General features: G+C 68.4%; 26 protein-coding genes and 1 riboswitch. Of the genes, 9 read left to right on the top strand and 17 right to left on the bottom strand.

Features of this window, described 5'->3' with window-relative positions; all coding sequences use genetic code 11:
* Positions 1-244: 244 nt before the first annotated feature.
* A complete protein-coding gene (locus tag AC1RS9_RS11990) occupies positions 245-706 on the bottom strand; it encodes a hypothetical protein (RefSeq protein ID WP_492921614.1) in 462 nt (153 codons plus the stop codon).
* Between the two features lie 214 nt (positions 707-920).
* Positions 921-1,017, top strand: a riboswitch (cobalamin riboswitch).
* A gap of 46 nt (positions 1,018-1,063) precedes the next feature.
* Between AC1RS9_RS11990 and AC1RS9_RS11985 the strand changes: the two genes are divergently transcribed.
* The 4 genes from AC1RS9_RS11985 (at position 1,064) to AC1RS9_RS11970 (ending at position 4,002) form a co-directional block, all read left to right on the top strand.
* The gene (locus AC1RS9_RS11985; protein ID WP_038569681.1) at positions 1,064-1,783 is read left to right on the top strand and encodes an energy-coupling factor ABC transporter permease; all 720 of its coding nucleotides are present in this window, start codon (positions 1,064-1,066) and stop codon (positions 1,781-1,783) included.
* Positions 1,776-2,180 carry an energy-coupling factor ABC transporter substrate-binding protein gene (locus AC1RS9_RS11980; protein WP_006947575.1) on the top strand — a complete coding sequence of 135 codons (405 nt, stop codon included), beginning with the start codon at positions 1,776-1,778 and terminating at the stop codon, positions 2,178-2,180. The genes AC1RS9_RS11985 and AC1RS9_RS11980 overlap by 8 nt, the downstream gene beginning before the upstream one ends.
* 2 nt (positions 2,181-2,182) lie before the next feature.
* Positions 2,183-2,947, top strand: a complete 765-nt coding sequence (cbiQ, locus tag AC1RS9_RS11975) for a cobalt ECF transporter T component CbiQ (protein WP_170957293.1) — start codon at positions 2,183-2,185, stop codon at positions 2,945-2,947.
* A gap of 125 nt (positions 2,948-3,072) precedes the next feature.
* Positions 3,073-4,002, top strand: a complete 930-nt coding sequence (locus AC1RS9_RS11970) for an energy-coupling factor ABC transporter ATP-binding protein (RefSeq protein WP_237723805.1) — start codon at positions 3,073-3,075, stop codon at positions 4,000-4,002.
* 148 nt (positions 4,003-4,150) lie between these two features.
* On the opposite strand, the gene AC1RS9_RS11965 is transcribed toward AC1RS9_RS11970, so the two are convergent.
* From AC1RS9_RS11965 to AC1RS9_RS11955, 3 genes are all read right to left on the bottom strand, one after another.
* On the bottom strand, positions 4,151-5,980 hold the full coding sequence (locus tag AC1RS9_RS11965) for an HNH endonuclease signature motif containing protein (protein WP_259879569.1): 1,830 nt from the start codon (positions 5,978-5,980) through the stop codon (positions 4,151-4,153).
* A gap of 200 nt (positions 5,981-6,180) precedes the next feature.
* Positions 6,181-6,444: a VOC family protein gene (locus AC1RS9_RS11960; RefSeq protein ID WP_006947573.1), complete on the bottom strand. Its 264-nt coding sequence runs from the start codon at positions 6,442-6,444 to the stop codon at positions 6,181-6,183.
* Positions 6,438-6,590, bottom strand: coding sequence for a VOC family protein (locus tag AC1RS9_RS11955; protein ID WP_311200859.1), 153 nt, complete (start codon positions 6,588-6,590; stop codon positions 6,438-6,440). Before AC1RS9_RS11955 ends, AC1RS9_RS11960 begins: the two co-directional genes overlap by 7 nt.
* Positions 6,591-6,676: 86 nt before the next feature.
* Between AC1RS9_RS11955 and AC1RS9_RS11950 the strand changes: the two genes are divergently transcribed.
* Positions 6,677-7,156 (top strand): mycothiol transferase, encoded by a 480-nt coding sequence (locus tag AC1RS9_RS11950; RefSeq protein WP_074046267.1) that lies wholly within the window; start codon positions 6,677-6,679, stop codon positions 7,154-7,156.
* Between the two features lie 151 nt (positions 7,157-7,307).
* On the opposite strand, the gene AC1RS9_RS11945 is transcribed toward AC1RS9_RS11950, so the two are convergent.
* From AC1RS9_RS11945 to AC1RS9_RS11920, 6 genes are all read right to left on the bottom strand, one after another.
* Entirely contained in the window at positions 7,308-7,955 is a 648-nt protein-coding gene (locus tag AC1RS9_RS11945) for an alpha/beta fold hydrolase (RefSeq protein WP_006947570.1), read from the bottom strand.
* A gap of 250 nt (positions 7,956-8,205) precedes the next feature.
* Entirely contained in the window at positions 8,206-8,901 is a 696-nt protein-coding gene (locus AC1RS9_RS11940; RefSeq protein ID WP_312294783.1) for a class I SAM-dependent methyltransferase, read from the bottom strand.
* Positions 8,898-9,554 (bottom strand): winged helix-turn-helix domain-containing protein, encoded by a 657-nt coding sequence (locus AC1RS9_RS11935; protein ID WP_082740477.1) that lies wholly within the window; start codon positions 9,552-9,554, stop codon positions 8,898-8,900. The genes AC1RS9_RS11940 and AC1RS9_RS11935 overlap by 4 nt, the downstream gene beginning before the upstream one ends.
* Positions 9,555-9,811: 257 nt before the next feature.
* Positions 9,812-10,291 (bottom strand): thiamine pyrophosphate-dependent enzyme, encoded by a 480-nt coding sequence (locus AC1RS9_RS11930; RefSeq protein ID WP_231729367.1) that lies wholly within the window; start codon positions 10,289-10,291, stop codon positions 9,812-9,814.
* Positions 10,215-11,246 (bottom strand): hypothetical protein, encoded by a 1,032-nt coding sequence (locus AC1RS9_RS11925; protein ID WP_253184183.1) that lies wholly within the window; start codon positions 11,244-11,246, stop codon positions 10,215-10,217. Before AC1RS9_RS11925 ends, AC1RS9_RS11930 begins: the two co-directional genes overlap by 77 nt.
* The gene (locus AC1RS9_RS11920) at positions 11,156-11,563 is read right to left on the bottom strand and encodes a thiamine pyrophosphate-binding protein (RefSeq protein ID WP_240742565.1); all 408 of its coding nucleotides are present in this window, start codon (positions 11,561-11,563) and stop codon (positions 11,156-11,158) included. Before AC1RS9_RS11920 ends, AC1RS9_RS11925 begins: the two co-directional genes overlap by 91 nt.
* A 417-nt stretch (positions 11,564-11,980) precedes the next feature.
* On the opposite strand from AC1RS9_RS11920, the gene AC1RS9_RS11915 reads away from it, so the two are divergent.
* On the top strand, positions 11,981-13,078 hold the full coding sequence (locus AC1RS9_RS11915; RefSeq protein WP_062256193.1) for a Fic family protein: 1,098 nt from the start codon (positions 11,981-11,983) through the stop codon (positions 13,076-13,078).
* A 168-nt stretch (positions 13,079-13,246) separates the two neighbouring features.
* Here the strand turns inward: AC1RS9_RS11915 and AC1RS9_RS11910 are convergent, their stop codons facing one another.
* A complete protein-coding gene (locus AC1RS9_RS11910; RefSeq protein ID WP_338811617.1) occupies positions 13,247-15,043 on the bottom strand; it encodes an FUSC family protein in 1,797 nt (598 codons plus the stop codon).
* Between the two features lie 124 nt (positions 15,044-15,167).
* Here AC1RS9_RS11910 and AC1RS9_RS11905 point away from each other — a divergent pair, with 124 nt between their 5' ends.
* On the top strand, positions 15,168-15,578 hold the full coding sequence (locus tag AC1RS9_RS11905) for a hypothetical protein (RefSeq protein ID WP_338811616.1): 411 nt from the start codon (positions 15,168-15,170) through the stop codon (positions 15,576-15,578).
* A gap of 80 nt (positions 15,579-15,658) precedes the next feature.
* On the opposite strand, the gene AC1RS9_RS11900 is transcribed toward AC1RS9_RS11905, so the two are convergent.
* The 4 genes from AC1RS9_RS11900 to AC1RS9_RS11885 form a co-directional block, all read right to left on the bottom strand.
* Positions 15,659-16,183 (bottom strand): PadR family transcriptional regulator, encoded by a 525-nt coding sequence (locus tag AC1RS9_RS11900; protein WP_006943494.1) that lies wholly within the window; start codon positions 16,181-16,183, stop codon positions 15,659-15,661.
* A 115-nt stretch (positions 16,184-16,298) separates the two neighbouring features.
* The gene (locus AC1RS9_RS11895; protein WP_006943497.1) at positions 16,299-18,998 is read right to left on the bottom strand and encodes an ABC transporter permease; all 2,700 of its coding nucleotides are present in this window, start codon (positions 18,996-18,998) and stop codon (positions 16,299-16,301) included.
* Between the two features lies 1 nt (position 18,999).
* Complete coding sequence (locus AC1RS9_RS11890; protein WP_006943491.1) at positions 19,000-19,338, bottom strand: hypothetical protein; 339 nt, start codon at positions 19,336-19,338, stop codon at positions 19,000-19,002.
* On the bottom strand, positions 19,335-20,105 hold the full coding sequence (locus tag AC1RS9_RS11885; RefSeq protein WP_006943493.1) for an ABC transporter ATP-binding protein: 771 nt from the start codon (positions 20,103-20,105) through the stop codon (positions 19,335-19,337). The genes AC1RS9_RS11890 and AC1RS9_RS11885 overlap by 4 nt, the downstream gene beginning before the upstream one ends.
* Positions 20,106-20,366: 261 nt before the next feature.
* Here AC1RS9_RS11885 and AC1RS9_RS11880 point away from each other — a divergent pair, with 261 nt between their 5' ends.
* Both AC1RS9_RS11880 and AC1RS9_RS11875 read left to right on the top strand, forming a co-directional pair.
* The gene (locus tag AC1RS9_RS11880) at positions 20,367-20,570 is read left to right on the top strand and encodes a hypothetical protein (protein ID WP_006943496.1); all 204 of its coding nucleotides are present in this window, start codon (positions 20,367-20,369) and stop codon (positions 20,568-20,570) included.
* Entirely contained in the window at positions 20,563-20,985 is a 423-nt protein-coding gene (locus tag AC1RS9_RS11875) for a hypothetical protein (protein ID WP_143181554.1), read from the top strand. The genes AC1RS9_RS11880 and AC1RS9_RS11875 overlap by 8 nt, the downstream gene beginning before the upstream one ends.
* 53 nt (positions 20,986-21,038) lie before the next feature.
* Here the strand turns inward: AC1RS9_RS11875 and AC1RS9_RS11870 are convergent, their stop codons facing one another.
* Together AC1RS9_RS11870 and AC1RS9_RS11865 are read right to left on the bottom strand one after the other, a co-directional pair.
* Positions 21,039-21,368 (bottom strand): hypothetical protein, encoded by a 330-nt coding sequence (locus AC1RS9_RS11870; RefSeq protein ID WP_131941650.1) that lies wholly within the window; start codon positions 21,366-21,368, stop codon positions 21,039-21,041.
* Positions 21,369-21,370: 2 nt separating this feature from the next.
* The gene (locus AC1RS9_RS11865) at positions 21,371-21,982 is read right to left on the bottom strand and encodes a hypothetical protein (RefSeq protein WP_492921605.1); all 612 of its coding nucleotides are present in this window, start codon (positions 21,980-21,982) and stop codon (positions 21,371-21,373) included.
* Between the last annotated feature and the right edge of the window lie 86 nt (positions 21,983-22,068).

Raw genomic sequence — 22,068 nt, 5'->3', positions numbered from 1 at the left:
GACGGAGACGACGCGAGGAATCGGGTGTAGGCGAACATGACGCCGGCCGGATGCGACAAGCATCCGGCCGGCGTTCGTCGTCTCGTGGTTGCGGCGTCTCACGGTGACGTCGCCTCGTGGTCTCGGCGTCTCGACGGTAGGTGTGAGGTCGGCGAGTCGTTGGGGACGGGATTCGCAGATGGGGACGCGAATCGCGGTTTGGGACGGGAGTTCGAGCTGGCGCCTGTTCTCGCGCCGGCGTTGGTCAGGAGCTGACGTGAGCCAGCTGCGTCGTCGTGGCCGGCGCGTCATGCATCAGGGCGAGGCGTAGGCATCCGAGAGCGACGGGGATCTCGGCGGCGAGCGCCATGGCGACGGCGGTGGCGAGCGAACTTGTCGTGGTCGCGCTCGCGATGTCCGTGACGGCGTCGAGGACGAACAGCGTCGCGGCGACGAGCCCGATGAGCCGGGTGGCCGCGGCGCGTCGACTGGTGGCCAGAACGAGTGCGGTGAGGGCGAGGAGTTCGCTCACGTCGAGCCCCAACCACGCCGCGATGCTCGCAGGGTCGACGCGCTGCGCGTCCAGGCGCAGGTAGAGCACCGGGATCCAGGCTGCGAGGGCGCCGCCTGCCACCGTCAGGACTCGTGTCACCGTCGTGTTCTCCACGTCCCCCACGTTCGCGCTCGCGTGTGGGTGGGTGATGTCGAGATCCTGTGCGTCGGCCATGAGCGCTCGCGGGCGATCTGGCGTGGTGTTGACGTCGCAATGTCGACGTGGTGCGGTGCCGCAGCGCGGGCGTGGGGGAGCACCGGGGTGAAGCCTGGCCGTGGGGCGGTGGCGCGAGGGGCCGTCAGAGGTGGCGGGCCGGACACGACGAAGGTGTGATCACCGTTGCGGGAGCTACTGCGTCCCGGGCGCCCACGGCGGGCGGGCGGTTCGCTAGGGTGGGCAGCGCGCGTCACCCAGGACGAGGAAGCCGGTGAGAATCCGGCACGGTCGCGCCACTGTGAACGGGATTTCCGTGAGTCAGGAACTCGGGGTGACGCCATCGAGCGGGACGCGTCATCCCGGGAAGGTGCACTCATGCATATCGCTGAGGGGTTCTTGCCCCCTGTTCACGCTGCCGCCTGGAGTGCGGTAGCGGCACCCTTCGTCATCCACGGAGCGCGCGAGATCAAGCGCACGATCGAGAAGCATCCGGAGTCGAAGCTGCTGCTCGGCGGAGTCGGGGCGTATTCGTTCGTGCTGTCGGCCATCAAGTTGCCGTCCGTCACCGGGAGTTCGTCGCATCCGACGGGCACCGGCGAGGGCGCCATCATCTTCCGCCCGCCCGTCATGGCGGCGCTGGGCACGATCGTGCTGCTGTTCCAGGCGCTGTTGCTCGCGCACGGCGGGCTGACGACGCTCGGCGCGAACGTCATGTCGATGGCAGTCGTCGGGCCGTGGGCCGGGTACGGCGTCTATCGGCTGATGCGTCGCGCGCCGCTGTCGATCGCCGTGTTCTGCGCCGTCGCCGTCTCCGACCTCATGACGTACGTGACGACGGCGACGCAGCTCGCCCTCGCCTTCCCCGACCGCGCGACGGGTTTCGTCGGCGCATGGTCGCGGTTTCTCGGGCTGTTCGCGGTGACGCAGATTCCGCTCGCCATCGTCGAGGGCCTCGTCGGTGTGCTGCTCATGAACGCGCTGCGCTCCTGGGCCGGCCCGGAGCTCGCCGGTCTCGGATTCGGACGCGATCGTGGGTTCGATACGGGTGTCGCGGTCTCGGCCGACGTCGAGGCGAAGGAGGCGAGCCGTGCGTGACCGTCGACTGACGAACGTCCTCCTCGTCGTGCTCGCGGCGGCGATCTTCGTCCTGGCGCTCGTCATGGGCACGCGCAGTGGCGACTTCGGTGGCACGGACGCTGCGGCCACCGAGACCATCGAGAAGTCCGACCCCGACTACAAGCCGTGGTTCGAGCCGTTCTGGACGCAGCCCGGTGGCGAGGTCGAATCGGGGCTGTTCGCGATGCAGGCCGCGCTCGGTGCGGGCTTCCTCGGCTTCGTCCTCGGCACGTTCCGCGAGCGTCGCAAGAACCGCGACGCGGCGTCGGGTGTCGCGAGTGCGGGTAGCGGTGTTGCGTCACGTCGTGCTGCCCCAGGTGATGACGCTGCGACGGGTGTCGTCACGAACGCGTCCGACGGTTCGCGGATCGCCTGAGCGTGGCTCATCTCGCGATCGACGAGGCGGCGTGGAGCAGCGCGTGGCGCTCGCATGCCGTCAGCGAGAAGGCTGCGCTGGCGCTCGGTCTTCTCGCCGTGGCGATGGTGGCGCGGGACGTGCGCGTCGACCTGGCCGTCGTCGTCGTCGCGTTCGTCGCCGTCACGGTGGGTGCGCGCGTCGCGCCCGGGCTCGTGCTGCGTGTGTGGGCGCTGCCGGCGGTGTTCGTCGTCATCGGCCTCGTGGGCGTGCTCGTGTCGATCGGCCCCGCGCCCGATGACGCGCTGTGGCAGGCGGGGCCGTTCTCGATCGGGCGATCGTCGCTCGATCGAGCCGTTCTGACGGGGTCGCGTGCAGCGGCGGGGGCGGCTGCCGTCCTCGTGCTCGCGCTGACGACGCCGATGACGGACGTCCTCGGCGGGCTGCGGCGCGTCGGGGTGCCGGCGTTTCTCGTCGAGATCGCGGGCGTCGTGTATCGGATGATCTTCACGCTGCTCGACTCGGTCGGCACGATCCGGGAGAGTCAGACGGCGCGCCTCGGATACGCGACGCGCCGCGCGGCGCTCGCGAGCACTGGGACGCTGCTCGCGGGGGTGCTCGTCCGGGCCTGGACGCGCGCCCAGCGCCTCGAAGCGGGGCTCGCCGGACGTGGATACACGGGCGACCTCATCGTCACGACGCCCGCGCGGCAGGCGTCGTGGCGGTCGCTGTGTGGTGTCGTGCTCGTCGTCAGCGCCCTCATGACGTGGGCGGTGATGTCGCGATGAACAGGTGGCTGCAGAACAGGCAAGCTGGGCCGAACGGCGTCGCTCGAGATAGTGAGTCACGTGTGGCTGAGCCCGGCGGCCGGGAGGCAACTGGTACCCGTGGGTTGAGTGTCAGGGATCTGCGCGTGGGGTATCGCGGTCGGGACGCCGTACTCGACGGCGTCGACCTCAACGTGCAGCCGGGGCGGCGGCTCGCGTTCGTCGGCGCGAACGGCGCAGGCAAGACGACGCTGTTGCGCGCCGTGGCCGGGTCGGTTGCGGCGACGTCAGGGGACGTCGTCGTCGACGGGGTGGCGTTGCAGCGTTCGCGGCGCGGGCTGGAGCGTCATCGACAGCTCGTGCAGCTCGTGCTTCAGGATCCGGCGGATCAGTTGTTCTCGGCGGACGTCTTCGCGGACGTCTCGTTCGGCCCGACCAACCTCGGGCTGCCGCCCGACGAGGTGCGGCGACGCGTCGAGGAGACGCTCGACGTCCTCGGGATCAGCGACCTCGCGGATCGGCCGGTTCATCAACTGTCGTTCGGGCAGCAGAAACGCGTGGCCATCGCGGGTGCCGTCGCGATGCGCCCCGCGTACTTGCTGCTCGACGAGCCGACGGCCGGTCTCGACCCGGCCGGCGTCGAGGCGCTGCTCGCGAGCCTCACGTCGCTCGAGGAACGCGGTACGACGATCGCCCTGTCGACGCATGACCTCGCGTTCGCGTGGGAGTGGGCCGACGACCTCGCGCTGCTGCACGACGGGCACCTGCGTCAGGACGCCGCGCATCGTGTGCTCAGCGACGAGCCCGCCCTGCATGCCGCGGCGCTGCGCGCTCCCTGGCAGGCGCAGATGTTGGCGCGCGCAGGCGTGAAGTGTGCCGGAGCGCAGACGTCGCGCGACGGGGGCGTCAACGAGGTCGTCGGCGGCGACGCGGGGCCCGGCGACGCCGGCGGCGAAGGTAATGGCGCTGGCCGACGTCCCGTTGGAGGTGGGATACCGCGTGCGGTCGACGAGGTCTACGACGCTGTGATCAGCGGCGGCTCTCAGTCGCCCAAGCGACCCACGCGGATGGAGTGACAGCCCAGAGGTACAGCGTTCGAGCCAGGGTGGCTGGGTGACGCACGGCTGGGCCCGCGGCCACGACGACCGTCGTCATCTCGGGTAGGGACACGCACCGGCCGGGCTAGCGGCGTGGGGCGATGCTCGCGGTGCGCCCGGGCTGAAACTAGCCGGCCGGCGCGCTCTCGGCTGGACGCGTGGCTTCGAGAGCCGCAGGTCCCGCAGCGAGTGGCCAAGCCGCGCGGTCGAGATCGACGGTGAAGCTCTGGTCGTCAGGATCGCGGGGGACGGCATCGTTCGGGTGGGTCAGCATCATCGGCCCCGAAGGCGATTGCCAGGTGCACACCCCGTCAGCGTTCATCTGCACGGCCCAACCACCGAACGTCTTCGCCCGGTGATGATGACGACACAACATCTGCAGATTCGCGGCACTCGTCTCCCCGCCGTCGGCGAAGGGGACGACGTGGTCGGCATCGCACCCCTCCGCGCGGCGCGAACACCAGGGGAACCGGCAGTGCACATCGCGACGCTCCACGAACGTGCGGATTGCCGTCGACAGACGATACTTCTGCGTGCTCGTGGCGATCGTCGTCCAGCGCTCGGCGTCCATGAGCTCCGTCGTGAACACCGCGCCCACCACGCGGGCCAGCTCCTCGACGACAGCGGCCACGATCGTCCCGACGCCCGGCACGCGGGCATCACCGAAGCCGTTCGTCGAGCTGTGTTCGCCCACCCCGCGTCGCAGGGGGACGCCATCGGCACCGCTGGGCGGCCCCACGCCACCGAAACCCTCCGATAAGCGAGCGGCATTCGGGCCGCCTGAGCCCGGACGGCGGGTCCACACGCCGCTCGCTTCGCGAGTGGAGTCGGGGCCACCTGAGCCGGAATGGCGGTTCCACACTCGCTCCGATGCGCGTGCGGCATCCGGCCACCCAGGCCCGGAACGGCCGCTCCAGACGCCATCCGCGTCGAGGACGCTGACGCGGCTCGCGCTCCCGTCGAGCGTTGGCCCGGAGGTGTGAGTAACCCGCTCCACCGCCTCCGCGCCACCGGCCACCGAGGGACGAGAGCGCACAACAGGCACCTGGAGGTGCAGAACCGGTGTGACGTGCACGTTGGCCAGCGCCAGCAGGACGAGAGCGTCCGCGCGCAGCGCATTGATCGGTTCGCGCAGCGCGACGTCGAGTACGTGCGGGGCCGAGTCGCGAAGCTCCTGTGCGTGGGAGTGGATGGCGGCCTTGAGATCCGCCGCGTCGCGCGCGGGCAGGACCGCGCGCAGCTCCGTCAGGGTCGGGTGCTCGGGGTGTGGCGCGAACCAGACACCGAGCTGTGCCCTTATGTCGATCTCGTCCTCGTCTTCGGTCAACCCCAGGGCGTCGAGGACTCGCGTCGTGCGGTTGCTCGCCGCCGTGGAGCCCGCGGTGGCAGCCTTCGCGTGGATCAGGTGCGGCAACGCCACCGCGATCTGCGCGTCGTCGAGATGCGCCAGCACATCACTGATCTTGACCACCGAACTCATGCGCGCACGCCCGGCGCCGGCCTGCTCGAAGAGGGGACGCAGGCAGTGGCGGATGCGCTCGGCATCAGCGGCCATCGCTTCGGCGTGAGAACTGGACACGCCCAGGGCAGGGCCGAGCGCTGCCGCGGCGAACTCGCCGGGCGTCAGGGGGTAGTCGCGATCGTCCATCGACTCCCACTCGATGTCGTCACGCTCGCGATGGACGGTGTGGTGGCGTGCGGCGAGAGCGTGCATCGTCGCGTCCGCGGAGCGTGACACCCGCGACGCGGTGGCAGCAGCGCGCTCGAGCGAGACAGCGGCCTCCTCGAGCGCTGCGGCCCGCTCGTCGAGCGTCATGACGGGACGTTCGACGAAGGCGCCCTCGGCGTTGAGTGCCTCGTCGAAGAGGGCGTGACTCAGCGCCTCCCAGAGCTCGAACCGATCGAGAACCGGGAGGTTGCGTGCCTGCCGAAGCAGGGTGCGCGCGACCTCGTCCATGACTCCAGTTTAGTACATATGTTCGAACATGGCGAGTTGCGAGGCGAAGAGATGCCGTCATGGCGCGAGGCCTCGGGATCCGCACGTCCGGCCCGGCTCGTGCTACTTCACGGGGCTACGCCGCGCCTACTTCCCCCGCCAGCACGCGCCGAGCAGGACCACGTGGTACTTGAGGTGCGCAGCCTCGGTTGAGCCAACCGTCACGCCACGAACACGCAGAACGGATGCCCGGCGGGTTCGGTGAAGACGTAGAGGGCTTCATCGTCGTCATCGGAGCGGTCGAGCACCTGCGTCGCGCCGAGCGACACGGCGCGCTCCCGCTGCCGTTCGAGCGAGGCCACGGCCGGCACCGTCAGGTCGAGGTGCATCTGCATCGGCACGCGCCCCTCGGGCCACGTCGTGGGTTCGAGGTCCTCGTCGCGTTGAAACGCGAGCGCTCGGCGGCCGCCCGCGTGCGTCAGCACGAGCCAGTCGGCATCATCCGGGCCGTCACTCGGTAGCTCGTCCCGGCGCGATACGTCAGCCCGAGGAACTGCCGATAGAACTCCGCGAGGCGCCGCGGATCACGCGCGTCGAGGACGGTCTGCATCAGCTGGGGGGCATCGCTCATGCGGCCACGGTAGACGGCGTCTCCCTCGCCGTCAGGGGCGAATCGCCGGCACGAACTGCAGGCCCACGGGCCGTCATACTGGCGGCATGACGCAGATTTCGGAGAAGGACGTCATCCTCGCCTACGTGCTGGCGAAGTTCGACGCGATCGTCACCATCGTGCGCGACATGGATGACGCGACGGCCAACGCGACGCTGCCCGTCGCCGGCTCGAACAGCCCCTACGCGCTGCTGACGCACTGCCTCGGGGCGATGCGTCGGTGGTCGAGCACCGTCAACCTGAGGGGCACCGTTCCGCGCGACCGCGACGCTGAGTTCACCGCCACCGGCCCCGTCTCGACGCTCGTCGAACGCGCCGCACGCGAACGTCAGGCCTTCATAGACGACGTCGCCGCCACCGACCTCGACGCGCTCCCGGTGGCCCCGCCGGCCGACCGAGTCGACGCCCCGGCGCGCTCGTATCAGGTCACCGACTGCCGCGCCGTGCTCCTGCACGTCGTCGAGGAGCTCGCGCAGCACCTTGGCCACCTCGAGATCACCCGCGACGTCCTGCTCGCGCGCGGCTGAGGCGCGGATCGAGACGCTGCGTGCCCATGAAGTCGGATTGACGGATCCATGTGCCACACAGCCCGGCAGACCGGCGGACTCACCCGACCGTGACCGGGTGCGCGCCGATATGGGACGTCAGCCCGGTTCGGCCGCCCCGGGGATCATCCCGTCATGCGGCGATGGCTTCGCGCAGGAAGTCGATGACGATCCGCGCCAAGGGCTCGGGCCTAGCGAGGTGGATGTCGTGTCCGCTCTCGGCGACGAGCGCGACCCGCGTTCCTGGCCGGCCAGCCATGCGTTCGTGCTCTTCGTTTGCGATGAAACTGTGCTGTGCGCGCACGATGAGCGTCGGACACGAAACCTGCTCCCAGTCCTCCCAGAACTGCTGCGCGTGGACTGCTTGGATGGCGCGCGCCAGGGCCACCGCATCGAAACGAGGTTCTCCCTGGTCGTCGACGAGCGTGCGAACCCATGCGATGACATCTGTCGTCGCTTCGGGTCCCTCACCCCCGACGCCGCCCTCGATGAGAACGAGTGCGGACACGAGCTGAGGGTGATGCGCCGCGACGAGCATGGCCGTGTGGGCGCCCATCGACTGACCGACGAGCACGCAGGGGGTGGCCGCGTGACGACGGATCTGCGACACGACATGCGCGACGTGTGCCTCGCGCGACAGATCCCCGGTCATTTCCGCAGCGGATCCGTGAGCCAGCTGATCAAAGGCGATGAATTCCCAGGCAGGCGGGAGCGACCGCGCGAATTCATCCCACTCGTCTGAGGTGCTGGCAAGGCCGTGGAGAGCCACGAGGGGAAGCATTCCTGCAGGCTATCTGCCCTGCGGGGGGTCATCAGCGCCACCTTCACGCCGTCGGGTCCTCAGAGCCGAGCCACGGTGATGTTCACGACGACGGCCGGACGAGGCACAATGCTCGTCCGGCCGTCGGTTTCGTCCGTGCTGTGGCGATGTGGGTCGCGCGTGGTCGAAGAATTCTCTAGGCGGTTTCGCCTCCGCGGTGACGTCGTGATGAGGGTGTTCAAAGCTGGTTAGTTGCTGGCGCGCGGGGTTCTCAGGGTAGGGCGAGCGTGAGGAAGAGGAAGCTGAGGAATTGCCGTTTGTCGCCTGGGGGCAGCAGTTCGCTGGGGGTGTCGGGGTGCACCTTGGGTTCAGTCAGGCTGATAAAGGTGAAGCCCGCGTCGATGAACGCATTGAGGACATCCTGCAAGGGCCGGTGCCAGTAGGTCAGCACGGTAGTGGTCTGGCCGAACGCATAGTCCTCGGAGTACTGGGTGAGTGCGAAGTAGTCCTGGTCTCGGTGCAGGGCGGCAAAGAGGAAGGGGTGAAGCAGGCTGACGATCAGCCGCCCGCCCGGGCGTAGAACGCGACGCAGTTCGCCGAGCGTGGGTCTCCAGTTTTCGACGTAGTGCAGCGCAAGAGAACACGTGATCAGGTCGAACTCGTTGTCCCCATAGGGCAGCGGGGCAGCGAGATCGGCCACCCGTATGTCGGCGCATTCACCCAGCCTGTCGCGGGCGATGGCGATCATCGCGGGGCTGACATCGAAGCCACTTACGGTTGCGCCACGATCGCGCAGCTCTTTCGTCAAGGGTCCGTGGCCGCAGCCGGCGTCCAGCACTCGAAGCCCCTCAACATCACCGGCCAGGCGTAGCACCTCGGGGCGTTCGTACCACTTGTTGAACAGGCCATTCTCGTTCTCCTCGACATAAGCGGGGGCGAACGCGTCGTAGTCGGCGGTATCCATCATCGATTTTCCTCCTGGCGGGCGTACACGCGGAACATTTCGTCCTCGGGAGCGGCCAAGAGCATGCCGTAGTAGCCGCGCCGGTTGGGATGTGCCACTGCCTGGTTGCGACGGTCCCGGGATCGCTCGCTCCACTTGTCCAGAACGGCGCTGAGCTCGGCGCGCATCTCGACCAACTCCTGATCATCAAGCCAAACTGCGAAGTCTTGGCTGATTGAGCAGGGCGATGAGCTACCGGAGGGATCGAGCTCGGCGCCGTCGCCAACCTGAGCCTGGATTGCCCGATGCAGGGCGACCACGTGCCCCTCCGCGACCCGTCGAAGCGTGTCCACCGCCGCTTCACCCCCGGTCTGCGCCCGCAGCGCCGCCAGGTCGATATGAAACCCGCGCTCGGAGGTCGGCCGCCACCACCGCTCGCGACGGTCGCCCGTGTGGTCCGGGTCGGGCTCGATCAACTCATATCGGGCCAGCTGGCGCAGGTGGAAACTGACGGAGTTGGCTGGCTCGTCGAGCAAGTCCGCAAGATCCTTCACCCGAGCTGTGCCACGGCGCGCCAACTCGCCGAGCAGCCTCATTCGAAGTGGGTGCGTGATAGCCGCGACGGCTTTGGGATCCGTGATGTGTGTAGCCTCATCGCGCCCTGGCGTGGCGTTCATAGCCGCAAGCCTGCCACCGACCGGCTAGAAGCGCAAGAATTATTGCGCGATGTTTGTCGTCTATTTGGTGAGCCGCCAGACACCAGGGCCAAGCCGTATTCGCGCGCCAATCCGAGGGGTGCATCTCCAACGAAGGTTCTAGCCATAGCCGGAGGAGGCTGGCCGATCCGTGCCGAGCCGCGGTGATGTTCACGACGACGGCCGGGCGAGCAACAATGCTCGTCCGGCCGTCGGCTCAGCGCAGAATCAGTGCACGCTCAGTGCTCCCCGCCACCCGTCGGGCCGCGGTCGGTGAAGAACTCCGTCACCTTGGCCTTGGCGAAACCGAACGCGTGGGCGGGCTTCACCTTGCCGGGCACCGACACCTCGTCGGGGTTCGTCACGACTTCGACGAGCCACGGCTCCGGTGACGAAACGGCCTCGCGCAGAACCGATTTCAACTCGGCCGGGTCCTCGACGCGCCGCGAGCGCAAACCCATCGCGGCGGCGACGTCGGCGAAGTTCGGGTTGTCGAGCGCCGTGCCGTACTCGGGCAGCCCGACCTGTTCCTGCTCGAGCTTCACCATCCCGAGCTTGCTGTTGTTGAACACGACGAACGTCGCCGGCAGGCCGTACGTGACGGCGGTGCGCAGGTCGCCGACGAGCATCATGAGGCCGCCGTCACCGCACAGTGCGACGACGGGGCGACGACGATCGAGCGCCTGCGCGCCGAGCGCCATCGGCATGGCGTTCGCCATCGAGCCCAGGGTTGTACGAGCCGATGAGACGGCGCTCTCCGCGCATCGGCAGCAGCCGCGACAGCCACACCGTCGACATGCCCGTGTCGGAGGTGAAGATCGTGTTCGTCGGGCACACCTCGTCGAGCGCGAGCGCGACGGCCTCCGGACGCACCTTCTCTTCCGGGTTGTCGCCGAGCGAGCGCACCTTGCCGAGCAGCGACTCGTCGAACGAGGGGTCGGCGAGCTTGCGCTGATCGTCCATCCACTCCGCGTACTTCGACTGCGCCTTCTCGAGGTGCTCGCGCCCTGACGCCGGCTCGAGCATCGGCAGCAGCGCCCGCAGACTCTCGCGCGCACCACCGACGAGCGCGATGTCGACGGGCGTGCGGCGTCCGATGTGCTGCGTGCGCGTGTCGAGCTGGATGACCTTCTTGCCCTCCGGATACCACTCGCGGTACGGAAAGTCGGTGCCGATCATGAACAGCACGTCGCACTCGTCCATCGCGCCGACGGCCGCCGGGTTGCCGATGAGCCCGCTCTGGCCGACCTCGTACGGGTTCTCGTGCTCGAGCCCCTCCTTCGCCTTGAGGGTCAGCACCGTCGGCGCGGCGAGCTTCTCGGCGAGCGCGAGCACCTCCTCTCGCGCCTCACGCGCACCGCGACCGACGAGCAGCGTCACCTTCTCGGCATCCCGCAGCGCGGCGGCGGCCCCGTCGAGCGAATCCGCAGCCGGTGACGACGGCAGCGGCGGCGGCGCGAACCGCGGCGTCCGCGTGCCGTGCGGCAGCTTCAACCCGCTGATGTCGCCCGGCAGGTTGAGCACCGCGACGCCCTGGTGTGCGACGGCGGCTTCCAGCAGCTGAGGCATCTGGTTGGCGCTCGTCACCGTCGCGGTGAAGACGGCGACGTCACTGAACAACGCGTCGTTGTCGACCTCCTGGAAGAAACTCGTGCCGATCTCCTCCGTCGGCACCTGCCCACAGACCGCGAGCACCGGCGCGCGTGCGACTTCTTCGCGTCGTACAGGCCGTTGAGCAGGTGGATCGCGCCGGGCCCGACGGTGCCCATGCACACCGCGAGACGCCCCGTCAGCTGCGCCTGCGCGGATGCGGCGAACGCGCCCGCCTCCTCGTGGCGCACACCGACCCACTCGATGCGGTCCTCACGCCGGATGGCGTCGACCACGGGGTTGAGCGCGTCACCGACCACACCCCAGAACTCGCTGACGCCGTACTCGGCGAGCGCTTCGACGATCATCTCGGCGATCGTCATCTCGGATCCGATGTTCATGCTTCTCCTCGCTCGGCGGGCGTGATCACTTCTGGACGGGCGTGGGGAACGAATGCGGGTCGGCCTCGGCCCACGCGCGCGCCCTCGACGTCATCATCGTCGTCGCCTCCTCGACGTCATCATCGTCGTCGCCTCCTCGACGGTGGCCTCCTGATGCTCGCCATGATCGATCCTTCGAGAGGCAATGACGTTTCGTCGTCATCCTGGCAGGTCAGGTCCAGCAGCACCATGCCCCTCAGCACATTCACGGCCGACTCGGGCGGCGCGTCAGCGGCTCCCGCGAGGACGTCGACAGGGTGACGACAGGGCGCCGTCATGGTGACGACATGGTGATGCCATCGACACGTTCGGGCGATATGTACGAGAAATCGCAAAACGTGTACATGTCAGGGTGCTCAGGCGCGTACGCTCGTCCTCATGTGGACCGGCCCCGACGTTCCGTACCAGGATCTGCCGCCTCTTCCTCCCTCGACGCAGGTCGAGACGCCGGCGGTGCTCAAGGAGGTCATCGCCGCCAGTCGAGCCCTCGCCGCCCTGGATCAAGCGGTCCGGCGCCTGCCGGACCCGACGATGCTCGTTCACCTGCTCCCGGTTCTCGAGGCGCAGGCCTCGAGCGAGATCGAGAACGTCGTGACCACGAACGACGAGCTGTTCCGCGCTGCCGCGGACATGCCGGACACCAGGACGTCCCCGGCGGTCAAGGAGGCCCTGCGCTACCGCCGTGCCCTGTGGGTCGGGTTCGACTCGCTGCAGACGCGCCCCCTGACGTCAGGAACAGCACTCGAGATCTGCAGCGAGCTGCAGGGCCGAACCGCCACTCTGCGCAATCAACCGGGGACCTATATCGGCAACCCCGTCAACCGTGAACGCATCTACACGCCGCCCGAGGGTGCAGACGTCATCGCCGAGCATCTGTCCGGGTGGGAACGCTTCCTGCACGCCGACTCGGGGTTCGATCCGCTCGTCGTGATGGCGATGCAGCACTACCAGTTCGAGGCGATCCACCCGTTCTTCGACGGCAACGGACGCACCGGTCGCGTGATCAACCTCCTGCTCCTCGTCGAGAAGGGGCTGCTCGAGCAGCCGGTGCTGTACCTGTCGGGCCACATCGTTCGTACGAAGGACGAGTACTACTCCCGCCTCCGCGCCGTCACCGCCCAGGATGACTGGCAGGGCTGGATCCTCTACATGGTGGGTGCGGTCGGCGCCACCGCTCGATGGACGCTCTCGCTCGTCGAGGTCATCGAAGGGCTGCGCCGGGAAGCGGAGGACGCGATCCGCCGGCATCTCCCGGCGCAGGCACCCGCGTCAGACCTCGCGCGGGTGCTGTTCGCGCAGCCGTACGTCCGCATCGAGGCGATCGTCGACGCAGGCTTGGCCAAGCGTCAAACCGCTTCGAAGTGGCTCTCCGTCCTGGCGCAGCACGATGTTCTCGAGCGCCAGCAACTCGGACGCAGCGTCGTCTACCTCAATCGCGCGCTCCTCGACACGCTGGCCGAGGCAACCGATCGCTGATCCGCCGACGTCGGAGCCTTCGCGGTGACGACATGGTGATGCCATCGACACGTTCGGGCGATGTGTACGAGAAGCCGCAAAACGTGTACATGTCCGGCTCATCGCACTCACCGCGTGGGGTGGGTGCGGGACGTGGGGAGCACCGCGTCGGCTGTCGCGACGACACCGCTACGGGCGCGGCGCGGTGCCGTGCCCCCCGACGTCGAGTAGGTCGTCGACGCTCGCGGCGATGGTCGTCGCGTCGACGAGCTGCGTCGAGACGGGCGGCAGGTCGTGGATGAGGCGCGCGAGGCGTGACGCCATCGCGTCGGCGTCGAGGTGAGCGAGCGGATCGTGCGTCCAGCACGCCGCGAGGGTCACGTACGTGGCCGAACCGAGGCTCGCCTCGAGCTCGCTCCACGACCCGAGCACGCGCGGCAGGTCGCGCTGTGCTATCTGCAGGACGTGCGCGGCCTCGAGCTGCTCGAAGACGAGGTCGCGCCGCGCGCTGACGCCCCGCTCGGAGTTGTGCTCACCGTCGGCCAGGAGCAGCAGCACCCGCTCGAGGGCGCGCAGGGCGCGACGGAACTGACGACGCACGAGCAGCACGGGCAGACGACGCCCGAACGCCCACAGCACGAACAGGCAGATGACGCACGACAGGGCCGTCTCGAAGATGCGATCGAGCATCAACTCACCGATCGGCTTGTGCGCCGTGCCCGCCGACGCCACGAGCAGCGCCATCGGCGTGATGAACATCGAGCCCAGCGCATAGTTGCGCACGACCGTCCACTGCAGCAGGTACACGCACATCAGCGCGACGACGATGACCCACCAGCCGCTCGGATGCGTGAGGCTGACGAGGAAGAACAACCCCACCCCGACGACCGTGCCGACGAAGCGGTGCGCGGCGCGATGCGTCAGTGTCAACCGGTCGCCGCCGAGGGAGATGAGCAGCGCCGTCGTCATGACCGCCCAGTACGGATGCGTGACGCCGAGTGCGTATGCGAGCACGCACGTGAGCAGCACCGCGAGCGCTGCGCGCCGCGCGATCAGCGCAGGCAAGGACGAGCGCGACAACCCCCAGCGCAGCAGGTAGCGCCGCGGTGGGCGTCCGAGGTAGCGCGCCTGCGCCATGACGGGGACGGCGATCACGGCCCCGGGCAGTCGCGTCGCGGCGGTGCGCTGGACGACTTCGATGTGCAACCGGCGCAGGCGCTTCGTCAGCTCGCGCCAGTGCGGGTCGGGGTGACGGCGGCCCGTCGCCGCGCTCAACGCCCACGCCGCGGAGAAGATCGACGCGTACGCCGTGTCCCGCAGGCGGCCCGTCTCGACGAAATCGCCGTCCGGGTCTGACTCGAAGTACGCGTCACACGCCTCCTGCGCCTCGTCGACGGCTTGATCCTCCGGTTCGTGACGCTGCGGGTACTGCAGCGCGAGGCTCAGCACGCTCGACATCACGGCGCCACAGCCTGCTGCCAGCAGGAACCGGCTGCCGGGCACGCCGACCGTAGGCAGATACGTGCCGATGGCCGGGCCGATCGTCAGAAAGACAGGGCCAGGCGGGTCGCCGACGAGCGCGTGGTACAGAAGCACACTGACGCCGGCGATCGCCGTCAGCGCGACCGTCGTGAGCACCGCATGTCCTGCGACGCTCACCCCGATCGTCAACGCCGCGACGTACGCGAGCGTCATGCACGCGAGGATGGTGACGCGGTGACGCCACGTCCGCTTGACGCTGACGGTGCACAAGAACGTGCCCGTCAACCCGAGCAGACCGAGCTGTGGGCCGAGGACGAACGACAACGCCAGCACCGTCAGCGTCACGCACGTCGTGATGTGTGCCGCCGTCTTCCAGCGCCCCGGCGCGGGCTTGACCTCGACGAACGTCTGCAGCTCGTCCGCGAGGCGCGCCTTCGTCACCCCGCGACGACGGGCAGCGCGACGCACCTGCGGCGGCGCGAGCATCATCGTGAGGCGGGGCATGCCTCTATTGTGAACCTGGCCACCGACAACCCCGGAAACCTGGGCCTTTCGCCTCCACATGCACACGGGTGCTCGTCGCCGCGGCAGTGGCATGGCGTCGTGTTCATGAATTCAGGGACAGAACATGAGAGTCAAGGAACCCGCGGCAGCGGGCACGAAACCGCGCGCCTATGCGGTGCGTTGCCGGTGGCTGCCGTGGAGCCCCCGGGCTCACCGGTGGGCCGGGCAGCTCCTCAGTGCATCCCCCGGCGGTGATGACCTGATCTCGGCGGTGATCTTCGCCATCGTGCTCGTCCCGCTCATCGTCGTCCTGGTCTACCTCATCGGCGAGCTGGCTCTGCTGTTGCTCCTGGTTCCGCTGCTGGCATTGACCCGTTTCGTGTTTCGTCGCCCCTGGGCCGTCTGTGTGAGTCGACGTGGCCGGGTGCTTCACGAGGAGCGGTGCCCCACGTTCAGCGCCGCCCGAGCGCGTCGGGGCGACCTCGCACAGGCGGTGGGAACCGGCACCTGGCGCGAGCTACCGCGTCAGCACTGAGGCGCGCGCGACGAAGCACCTCGACGTCAACCCCGCGCCAGGCGCTCCCACCTCGCGATCCATGTGGACCGCGCACGACGTCAGCCGCGAGCCAGCCGCTCCTCGACGTAGTCGAGCCAGCGCAGCTCGGCCTCGTCGGCGAAGATGAGCGATTCGAGGACGAGCTCGTCAGGCGTCGGAGCGCTCGGCGCGCCCGGTGTGCGGCGCGGTTTCGACCGGTTGAGCTCGCGCAGGTGCCGCATCGTCGCGGTGCGTTGCGTCGAGACGAGCGCACGCACGTCGACGCCCGGCATCGTGACGGCGAGCGCCAACTTGATGGCGAGTTCGTTGCGCGGCGTCACGTCGCGCGGGACGGCCTGGGCCCACCACGAATCCACTTCACCGCGCCCCGCCTCGGTGAGGCGATACGGAATGCGGCCCTCGTCGTCGGCCGCGCCCGCGCCCTCGACGAGGCCGTCGCGCTCGAGGCGCCCGAGCGTCGTGTAGACCTGGCCGATGTTGAGGGGCCACTGCCCACCCGTGCGTGCCTCGAACTCGGAGCGCAGCTGCGCGCCGTACATCTCCTGCGACGCGAGCAGCGCGAGCAGGCCGTTACGAACGCTCACGTCAGCCCCCTTCGCGTCGTCGCGGTGAACGATGAACGTTCAACGGTACGACGCGGCGCGCCCACCCGCCGAACCCGCCGAACCCGCCGAACCCGGCGCGAGTCGTGCATGACGCTCACCGCTCGCGCCTCGTCAGCACCGGCTTGCGGCGTGCGAACAGCATCGACACGAGCGCTGCGACGAGTGGCACCGCGATGAGCATGATCGCGAGCGACCACCATGGGATCGCGTACGTGCCGCCGCTGAGCTGGTGCGTCCGCTCGTCCATCATGTGGTTCGTCGAGGCCCGCGCCAGGATGAGCCCCGGCGCGATGCCGACGGCGATGCCGATGAGCGCACCGATGACGCCGATCGCCGCCGCGTGCGCGCCGACGATGCGCCGCCGCATCCCCGTGGGCGCCCCGACGGTCGCGAGCGTCGCGGCATCGGCCTGCGATTCGGCGTCGTTGAGCAGCGTCGACACGATCGTCGTGAGCAGGACGACGAACGCGAGCGCCGCCGTCATGATGCCGAGGATGACGAGGATCGGGCTCGAGTAGCCCCGCTCCACCATCAACGGCATGTCGATCGGGGAGGCGGCCTTGAGCTGACCTTCGAGCTTCTTGCTCACCCCACCCTCGGGTGCGACGGTGATCGCCGCGAGATGGGCCGTCATGTGATGCTTCGCGAGCGTTTCGCGCGTCGCGATGAGCGAGTTCGGCGTCGAACCAGCGAGCTTGAACGCGGCGTCGAACGACACGGGGCGTGCCGGCACCGTCAGGGGCGAGCAGGATGCGACGGTCGCCTCCGGCAGTTCGGCGTTCTTCCACTGCACCGCGGCCAGCGTGACCTTGCCGTCGTTGATCGTCGTGGCGCTCGACTGGGGGCCCCATCCCGCGACGCCCAGGCTGTCGTTCGTCGATGGCCCGACGTGGAGGAACTCACCTCGCTTCAGAGCATCTCGCGTCGCGGCATCGAGGCCCATGAGCTTCATGCCGGCCTCGTCGACGCCGAGCATGCTGACGGCCGCGGCGGCGGCGTCCTGACCGGAGCTCTTCGCCGGGCACTTCCCTGCGAGATAGCGGGGCATGAAGTCTCCGGCGCCCACTGTCCACGCACCCGCGGCGCCGGGGACGATCTTGCGGATCGCCGCGATGGCTGTGTTGTCGTCCGCCTCACTGGTCCGCGAGCCGGGAGAGCTCGAGACGAACGCCGCCTCACCCATCGGCATCGACGGGGTGTACGTCTTGGCGAGGTACGCGTCCTCGCTCGCGCCGTAGACGCTGACGCCCGTGCACACGGCGACGGTGGCGAGCACCGCGCCGATCGACGCCGTCGCCCGCGTGCGCTGACGGCTGACCTCACGCACCGCGATGCGCGGCGTCAGGGGCAGGTGACCGGCGAGCTTGCCGGTCACCATGAGCACGTACGGCACCGCGAGCACCGCGCCGCCGAAGAACAGCGGCACGCCGATGTACGCAAGGGCGGTCTGCCCCTCCTCACTCATCGACGACCCGTCGCCCCCTCGCTGCGTCGCGAAGAACAGGCACAGCGTGCCGGCCGCGACGGCGATGACGCCGATCGTCGGCAGTCGACGCTTGACGACACGCGCCGACACCTGCCCGCGCAGGGCCTGCAGAAGGTTGGTACGACCCGCAGCCCGCGCGGGCACCCACGCGGCGATGAGCGCGGCGAGCGTCGAGACGACGACGAGGCCGACGATCCAGCTGAATCGGATGTCGGTAGGCGCATCGAGGGTCGTCACCTGCCGGCAGGCGATCTTCGCGGCGACGACACCGAGCGCGGTGCCGAGGACGGCACTGACGAGCGCGGTCAGCGCACCGAGGATCATCGCGTTGGCCAGGACGATGCGGCGCAGGACGGCGCGGGTGCCGCCGTTCGCCGCGACGAGCCCGAGGCTGCGACGCTGACGCGTCGCGCCGGCCGCGAACGCCGGGCCGGCGAGCAGTGCCGTCACGGCGACGAAGGCCATCGTCGCGACGGCGATGGCGAAGGCCATGCTCGAATCGCCCGTCGTAGCCACGTCATAGGCGCTCGCCTGCGCGGACACGTTGTCGCGGGTCGTCAGGTCGAGGCCGAATCGGTGCCACTGCTCGACGTCAGCGGCCGAGAACGTGCGCGTGTCGTCGAGGAGGAACCCCGGTGACGAGCTCGGCTTGTACCCCGTCGGCACCGGCCCGACGGCGGCGACATCCGCGAACGGCGTCGTCACGGTGCCGACGATGGTGACGTGCACCGTCTTGCTGTCGGACGGGTTTCCGGAGTCAGAGCGCGCCTGCATCGGCCCCTCGGTCGGCAACCCCATGTTCTTGCCGTACTCGGTGACGGCGACCTCACCCGGCTTCGACGGCAGGCGCCCCGAGACGAGAGTGGCCTTGCGTGCGAGCAGGGGCGAGGTGGCGTCGGTCAGCATGACGGTGCCCCACGTCGACGTGAACCCACCCGACGTCGTCTCCTGCGTGGCGGCGAACACGAAACCTTCCTGGTGGGCCTCGAGCGCGGCAACGCCCGCCTGATCGCTCACCTCAGCAGCCGTCGGAGGCTTCGATGTCGTGACGGCGCGTCCGGCTGCCGGCATCGGTACGCCCGGTTTCTCGGCGGACACCGTGACGAGGCCACCGAGCCCTTCCACGGCGCGGGCGCGTTCTTCGTCAGGGCTGATCTCGAACGTCGAGATGAAGGCGAGCATCGTCGCCAGGGCCATGACGGGCAGCAGGATGAGCAGCGCAGCGAGCGCCGAGCGGGCCTTGTAACGCATGATGTCGCGCCACGCGAGGCGCAGCGGCAGCCGCCATCCGGCGAGGGGGGAGGCCATCTCAACGACCCTCTGCGCGCGAGGCGTCCGACGCCGATGAGTTGCGCGACCCACGACTGGCAGGTGCGGCCAGGTGCGAGATCGCCGGACGCGACGCGCGCGTCGCGCCGGCCGTCCGCACCGCCATGACGAGCGCAACGGCGATGATGCCGACGAGCAGGACGACGAGCGCCGGCGTCGACAGGAACACGCCCTCGAGCGCCGGCCCGTGCGTCGCATCGAGCCACGATTCGGCCGGTTTCGTCGTCACGTGCGACGGGGGCGAGCCCTGCACCCACGTGTGCACGCTGACGACGGCGAGCTCCTGCACCCGGGACAGGTGGTCGGACGCGGTGATCATGCCCGGCCCTCCGTCGTTGCTGATGTCACACTCGTCGCACCGTGCGAGCGGGTGACGGCGCTCGCCCCGAACGGCTCGGGTTCGTCGCCGACGATGCCGACGACGGCGCCGTCACGCAGGTTGACGATGCGGTCGGCCCACGACGCGTGCCGCGAGTCGTGCGTGACGAGCAGGACGGCGGCGCCCGCGTCGCAGCGCTGACGCAGCACCATGAGCACCTCCTCACCCGTGACTGAGTCGAGCGCGCCCGTCGGTTCGTCGGCGAGCACGACGCGGCGCTCGCCGACGAGGGAGCGCGCGATCGCGACGCGCTGCTGCTGGCCGCCCGACATCTCCTCGGGGTAGCGGTCGGCGAGGTCGGCCAGGCCGACGGCGTCGAGCGCCTCGAAGCCGGCCGCGCGGGCGGCGCGCAGGCCCATGCCGTCGAGTTCGAGGGGGAGCGAGGCGTTCTCGACCGCCGTCAGCGCCGGGACGAGGTTGAGGTCCTGGAAGACGAACCCGACGCTGCGTCGGCGCAGACTCGCCATCTCCTTCTGGCCGACGCCGACGATGCTCGCACCGCCGATGCGCACATCGCCGCTCGTCGGCGCGTCGAGGCCCCCGGCCATGTTGAGCAACGTCGACTTGCCCGAACCGCTCGGGCCCATCACGGCCACGAGTTCGCCCGGGTACAGCGCGAGGCTGATGTCCTTCAACGCGTGCACGTCACCCGCGGGTGAGGGGTGCACCTTGCTCACGCCGTCGAGCTCGAGGGCTGGTTGCGTCATCGTTCATTTCCCTTCGTGAGGCCTGACGTGCGCCGCCGACGATGTGTCGACGGCGCACGTCACGCTCCCGTTCCCTTACCGCATACGCAGTATGCATACCCGGTATTCACATGTATACCGGGTATGTGGGTGCTGTGGGGGAATGACGCGCCGGTGGGTGTGTCGGGCGTGTCGGGTGAGGCGCGCCGCGCGGCATGTGCCGGGGGTGTCGTAGCACGTCGAGGCTTGGGGCCGGCGGGCGACGGGGCGTCGGGGTGCGCCATGACCGTGCCGCAGATGGTGCGAAACCACGCGCAGCGCGCCGAACGTCGCGCGCGTTTCGAGGCGGAAGCCCAGCTCGCTGAGCGTCTGAGCAAGGCCCGTACACCCCGCCAGAAGCGACGCGAGCTCGCCCGCGTGAATGGCGAGGCGAAGCGCGCACGCAGCGGCGATCAAGAAGGCGGCACAGTGGGCAGGCGTGAGTGATCGTCAGGCGCAGCGATGGGCCAAGACTGCCGATCGCGACGGCAACCCTATGCCGCTCGCGAAAGCCTCACCGGTCGTAGAGAAGCGCCGCACCGCCGTGCAGCGTGGCATGGGAGGTGCGCGGAAAGTCCAGGCGGACCGCATGGCAGCGATGCGCCATTTCACCATCCCAGGCACGGTGAAGGTCGAGATCGACACGGGCGGTAAAGCATCGTCGATCGAAGACCGTACGCACATCACGACGACCGTCCCTCTCGACGCGTCTGAGATGGAGACCGTGGCCGCGTGCATCGAAGCGCAGGAGTACGAGGAAGCCGCAGCGACCTTCAACGCCGCGCTGATCGATGCGTGGATGGGCGGCACGAGCCCGGTGAACATGAAGATCTTGCACTGGACCCCGGTTGAGCCGGAGTGAGAAAACAGTGGAGGGGTAAGGCAGAAAACCTGCCTTACCCCTCCACTGTTACGTCAGACCTCTAATTGGGTGAGATCATCGATCGGCAGGCGAATGAGGCTCAGAACTTCGGCTGAATACCCAGATTGTTTCATCGGGTCATCTTCAATCCAGGCGGTCGCTTCTTCTGATGTTGCATGGGCTGAAGCAATCGCTGGCGATTCGTTCAGGTCTCCAGCAGCCCAAATGTACAGATTATTCTCAATCCGAGCTGCACCGGCTAGGTCCAAGTCTTCCCATGAGACTCTTGTCCTAAGATTTTTGTTGCTGTCAAGGATCTTCAGAAGCTCGTCTTCCGACGTGAGTGCGACCTTGGCTGAGCCGTCTACGAAGACTGCGATCATGCCTACATCGTGCACTTCAGTTGAGCAACCTTCGTGTAGGACCGCGCGTAGTAGGTCTTGTTTTTCCAAACGATCGTACCGAGCGTGGAACCAATAAACGTGGTGTTCGTGGTTCCCTTGCAGGTCTTCACCACGTTCTTCTGCTCGAGCTTTGCGATATTGCGACCACCCGACATCGTTGTGCCGCCGGCCTTCTTCCACCACGCATACCACTTGTAGTGAATCTCTTCAGCGTGAGTGATAGATGTTACGGGCGTGGTGCATGTCGTGATGGGCTTATTACCCGCAGCCTTGTAGTCATATTCCTTCCGCAGGTAAACTGCACCGGGGTTTAGCGTGCAAGGCCCATAGTTGGGTGTTGTAAAACGTACCGATGCGCCCTTTCCACATTGGTAGTCATTGAGCTTTTTGATTGCTTCTTCCTGACTGCTCGCCTGGATGAAGGGCGTTGCCTTCGCCTCGCCACCCTTGAGGAACTGGTCAAGGCACTCTGCGTCGCTAGAGCGGTCGGTTGCGCTCTGAGCTGCGGGCACGGGCTTCTCAGCCGCCAGGGCTGTCGGCGTCACAAGAGACACGCCGAAGACGAGGGGCAGGCTTGTTGCTGCGATGCGCATACGGTTGACATGACAACCGCTCTCACTAGGTCAATTCTTCGGCTTTCGCAGCATACCTAGGTCAGGGGCTGGGGAAGGGGGAAACG

Source organism: Dermacoccus sp. MPR-E5, assembly GCF_058809565.1.
Note: the sequence above shows the minus strand (reverse complement) of the source record. Positions and strands in the feature narration are given on the sequence as shown.

Coding starts and splice junctions, on each gene's coding strand:
- AC1RS9_RS11965 (WP_259879569.1), bottom strand. CDS start 5,980: ATGGACGAGGTCGCGCGCACCCTGCTTCGGCAGGCACGCAACCTCCCG.
- AC1RS9_RS11905 (WP_338811616.1), top strand. CDS start 15,168: ATGAGAGTCAAGGAACCCGCGGCAGCGGGCACGAAACCGCGCGCCTAT.
- AC1RS9_RS11940 (WP_312294783.1), bottom strand. CDS start 8,901: ATGATGGATACCGCCGACTACGACGCGTTCGCCCCCGCTTATGTCGAG.
- AC1RS9_RS11915 (WP_062256193.1), top strand. CDS start 11,981: ATGTGGACCGGCCCCGACGTTCCGTACCAGGATCTGCCGCCTCTTCCT.
- AC1RS9_RS11885 (WP_006943493.1), bottom strand. CDS start 20,105: ATGACGCAACCAGCCCTCGAGCTCGACGGCGTGAGCAAGGTGCACCCC.
- AC1RS9_RS11985 (WP_038569681.1), top strand. CDS start 1,064: ATGCATATCGCTGAGGGGTTCTTGCCCCCTGTTCACGCTGCCGCCTGG.
- AC1RS9_RS11920 (WP_240742565.1), bottom strand. CDS start 11,563: ATGAACATCGGATCCGAGATGACGATCGCCGAGATGATCGTCGAAGCG.
- AC1RS9_RS11990 (WP_492921614.1), bottom strand. CDS start 706: ATGGCCGACGCACAGGATCTCGACATCACCCACCCACACGCGAGCGCG.
- AC1RS9_RS11865 (WP_492921605.1), bottom strand. CDS start 21,982: ATGCGCATCGCAGCAACAAGCCTGCCCCTCGTCTTCGGCGTGTCTCTT.
- AC1RS9_RS11910 (WP_338811617.1), bottom strand. CDS start 15,043: ATGCCCCGCCTCACGATGATGCTCGCGCCGCCGCAGGTGCGTCGCGCT.
- AC1RS9_RS11930 (WP_231729367.1), bottom strand. CDS start 10,291: ATGGCGAACGCCATGCCGATGGCGCTCGGCGCGCAGGCGCTCGATCGT.
- AC1RS9_RS11870 (WP_131941650.1), bottom strand. CDS start 21,368: ATGATCGCAGTCTTCGTAGACGGCTCAGCCAAGGTCGCACTCACGTCG.
- AC1RS9_RS11880 (WP_006943496.1), top strand. CDS start 20,367: ATGACCGTGCCGCAGATGGTGCGAAACCACGCGCAGCGCGCCGAACGT.
- AC1RS9_RS11950 (WP_074046267.1), top strand. CDS start 6,677: ATGACGCAGATTTCGGAGAAGGACGTCATCCTCGCCTACGTGCTGGCG.
- AC1RS9_RS11945 (WP_006947570.1), bottom strand. CDS start 7,955: ATGCTTCCCCTCGTGGCTCTCCACGGCCTTGCCAGCACCTCAGACGAG.
- AC1RS9_RS11955 (WP_311200859.1), bottom strand. CDS start 6,590: ATGAGCGATGCCCCCCAGCTGATGCAGACCGTCCTCGACGCGCGTGAT.
- AC1RS9_RS11935 (WP_082740477.1), bottom strand. CDS start 9,554: ATGAACGCCACGCCAGGGCGCGATGAGGCTACACACATCACGGATCCC.
- AC1RS9_RS11890 (WP_006943491.1), bottom strand. CDS start 19,338: ATGATCACCGCGTCCGACCACCTGTCCCGGGTGCAGGAGCTCGCCGTC.
- AC1RS9_RS11895 (WP_006943497.1), bottom strand. CDS start 18,998: ATGGCCTCCCCCCTCGCCGGATGGCGGCTGCCGCTGCGCCTCGCGTGG.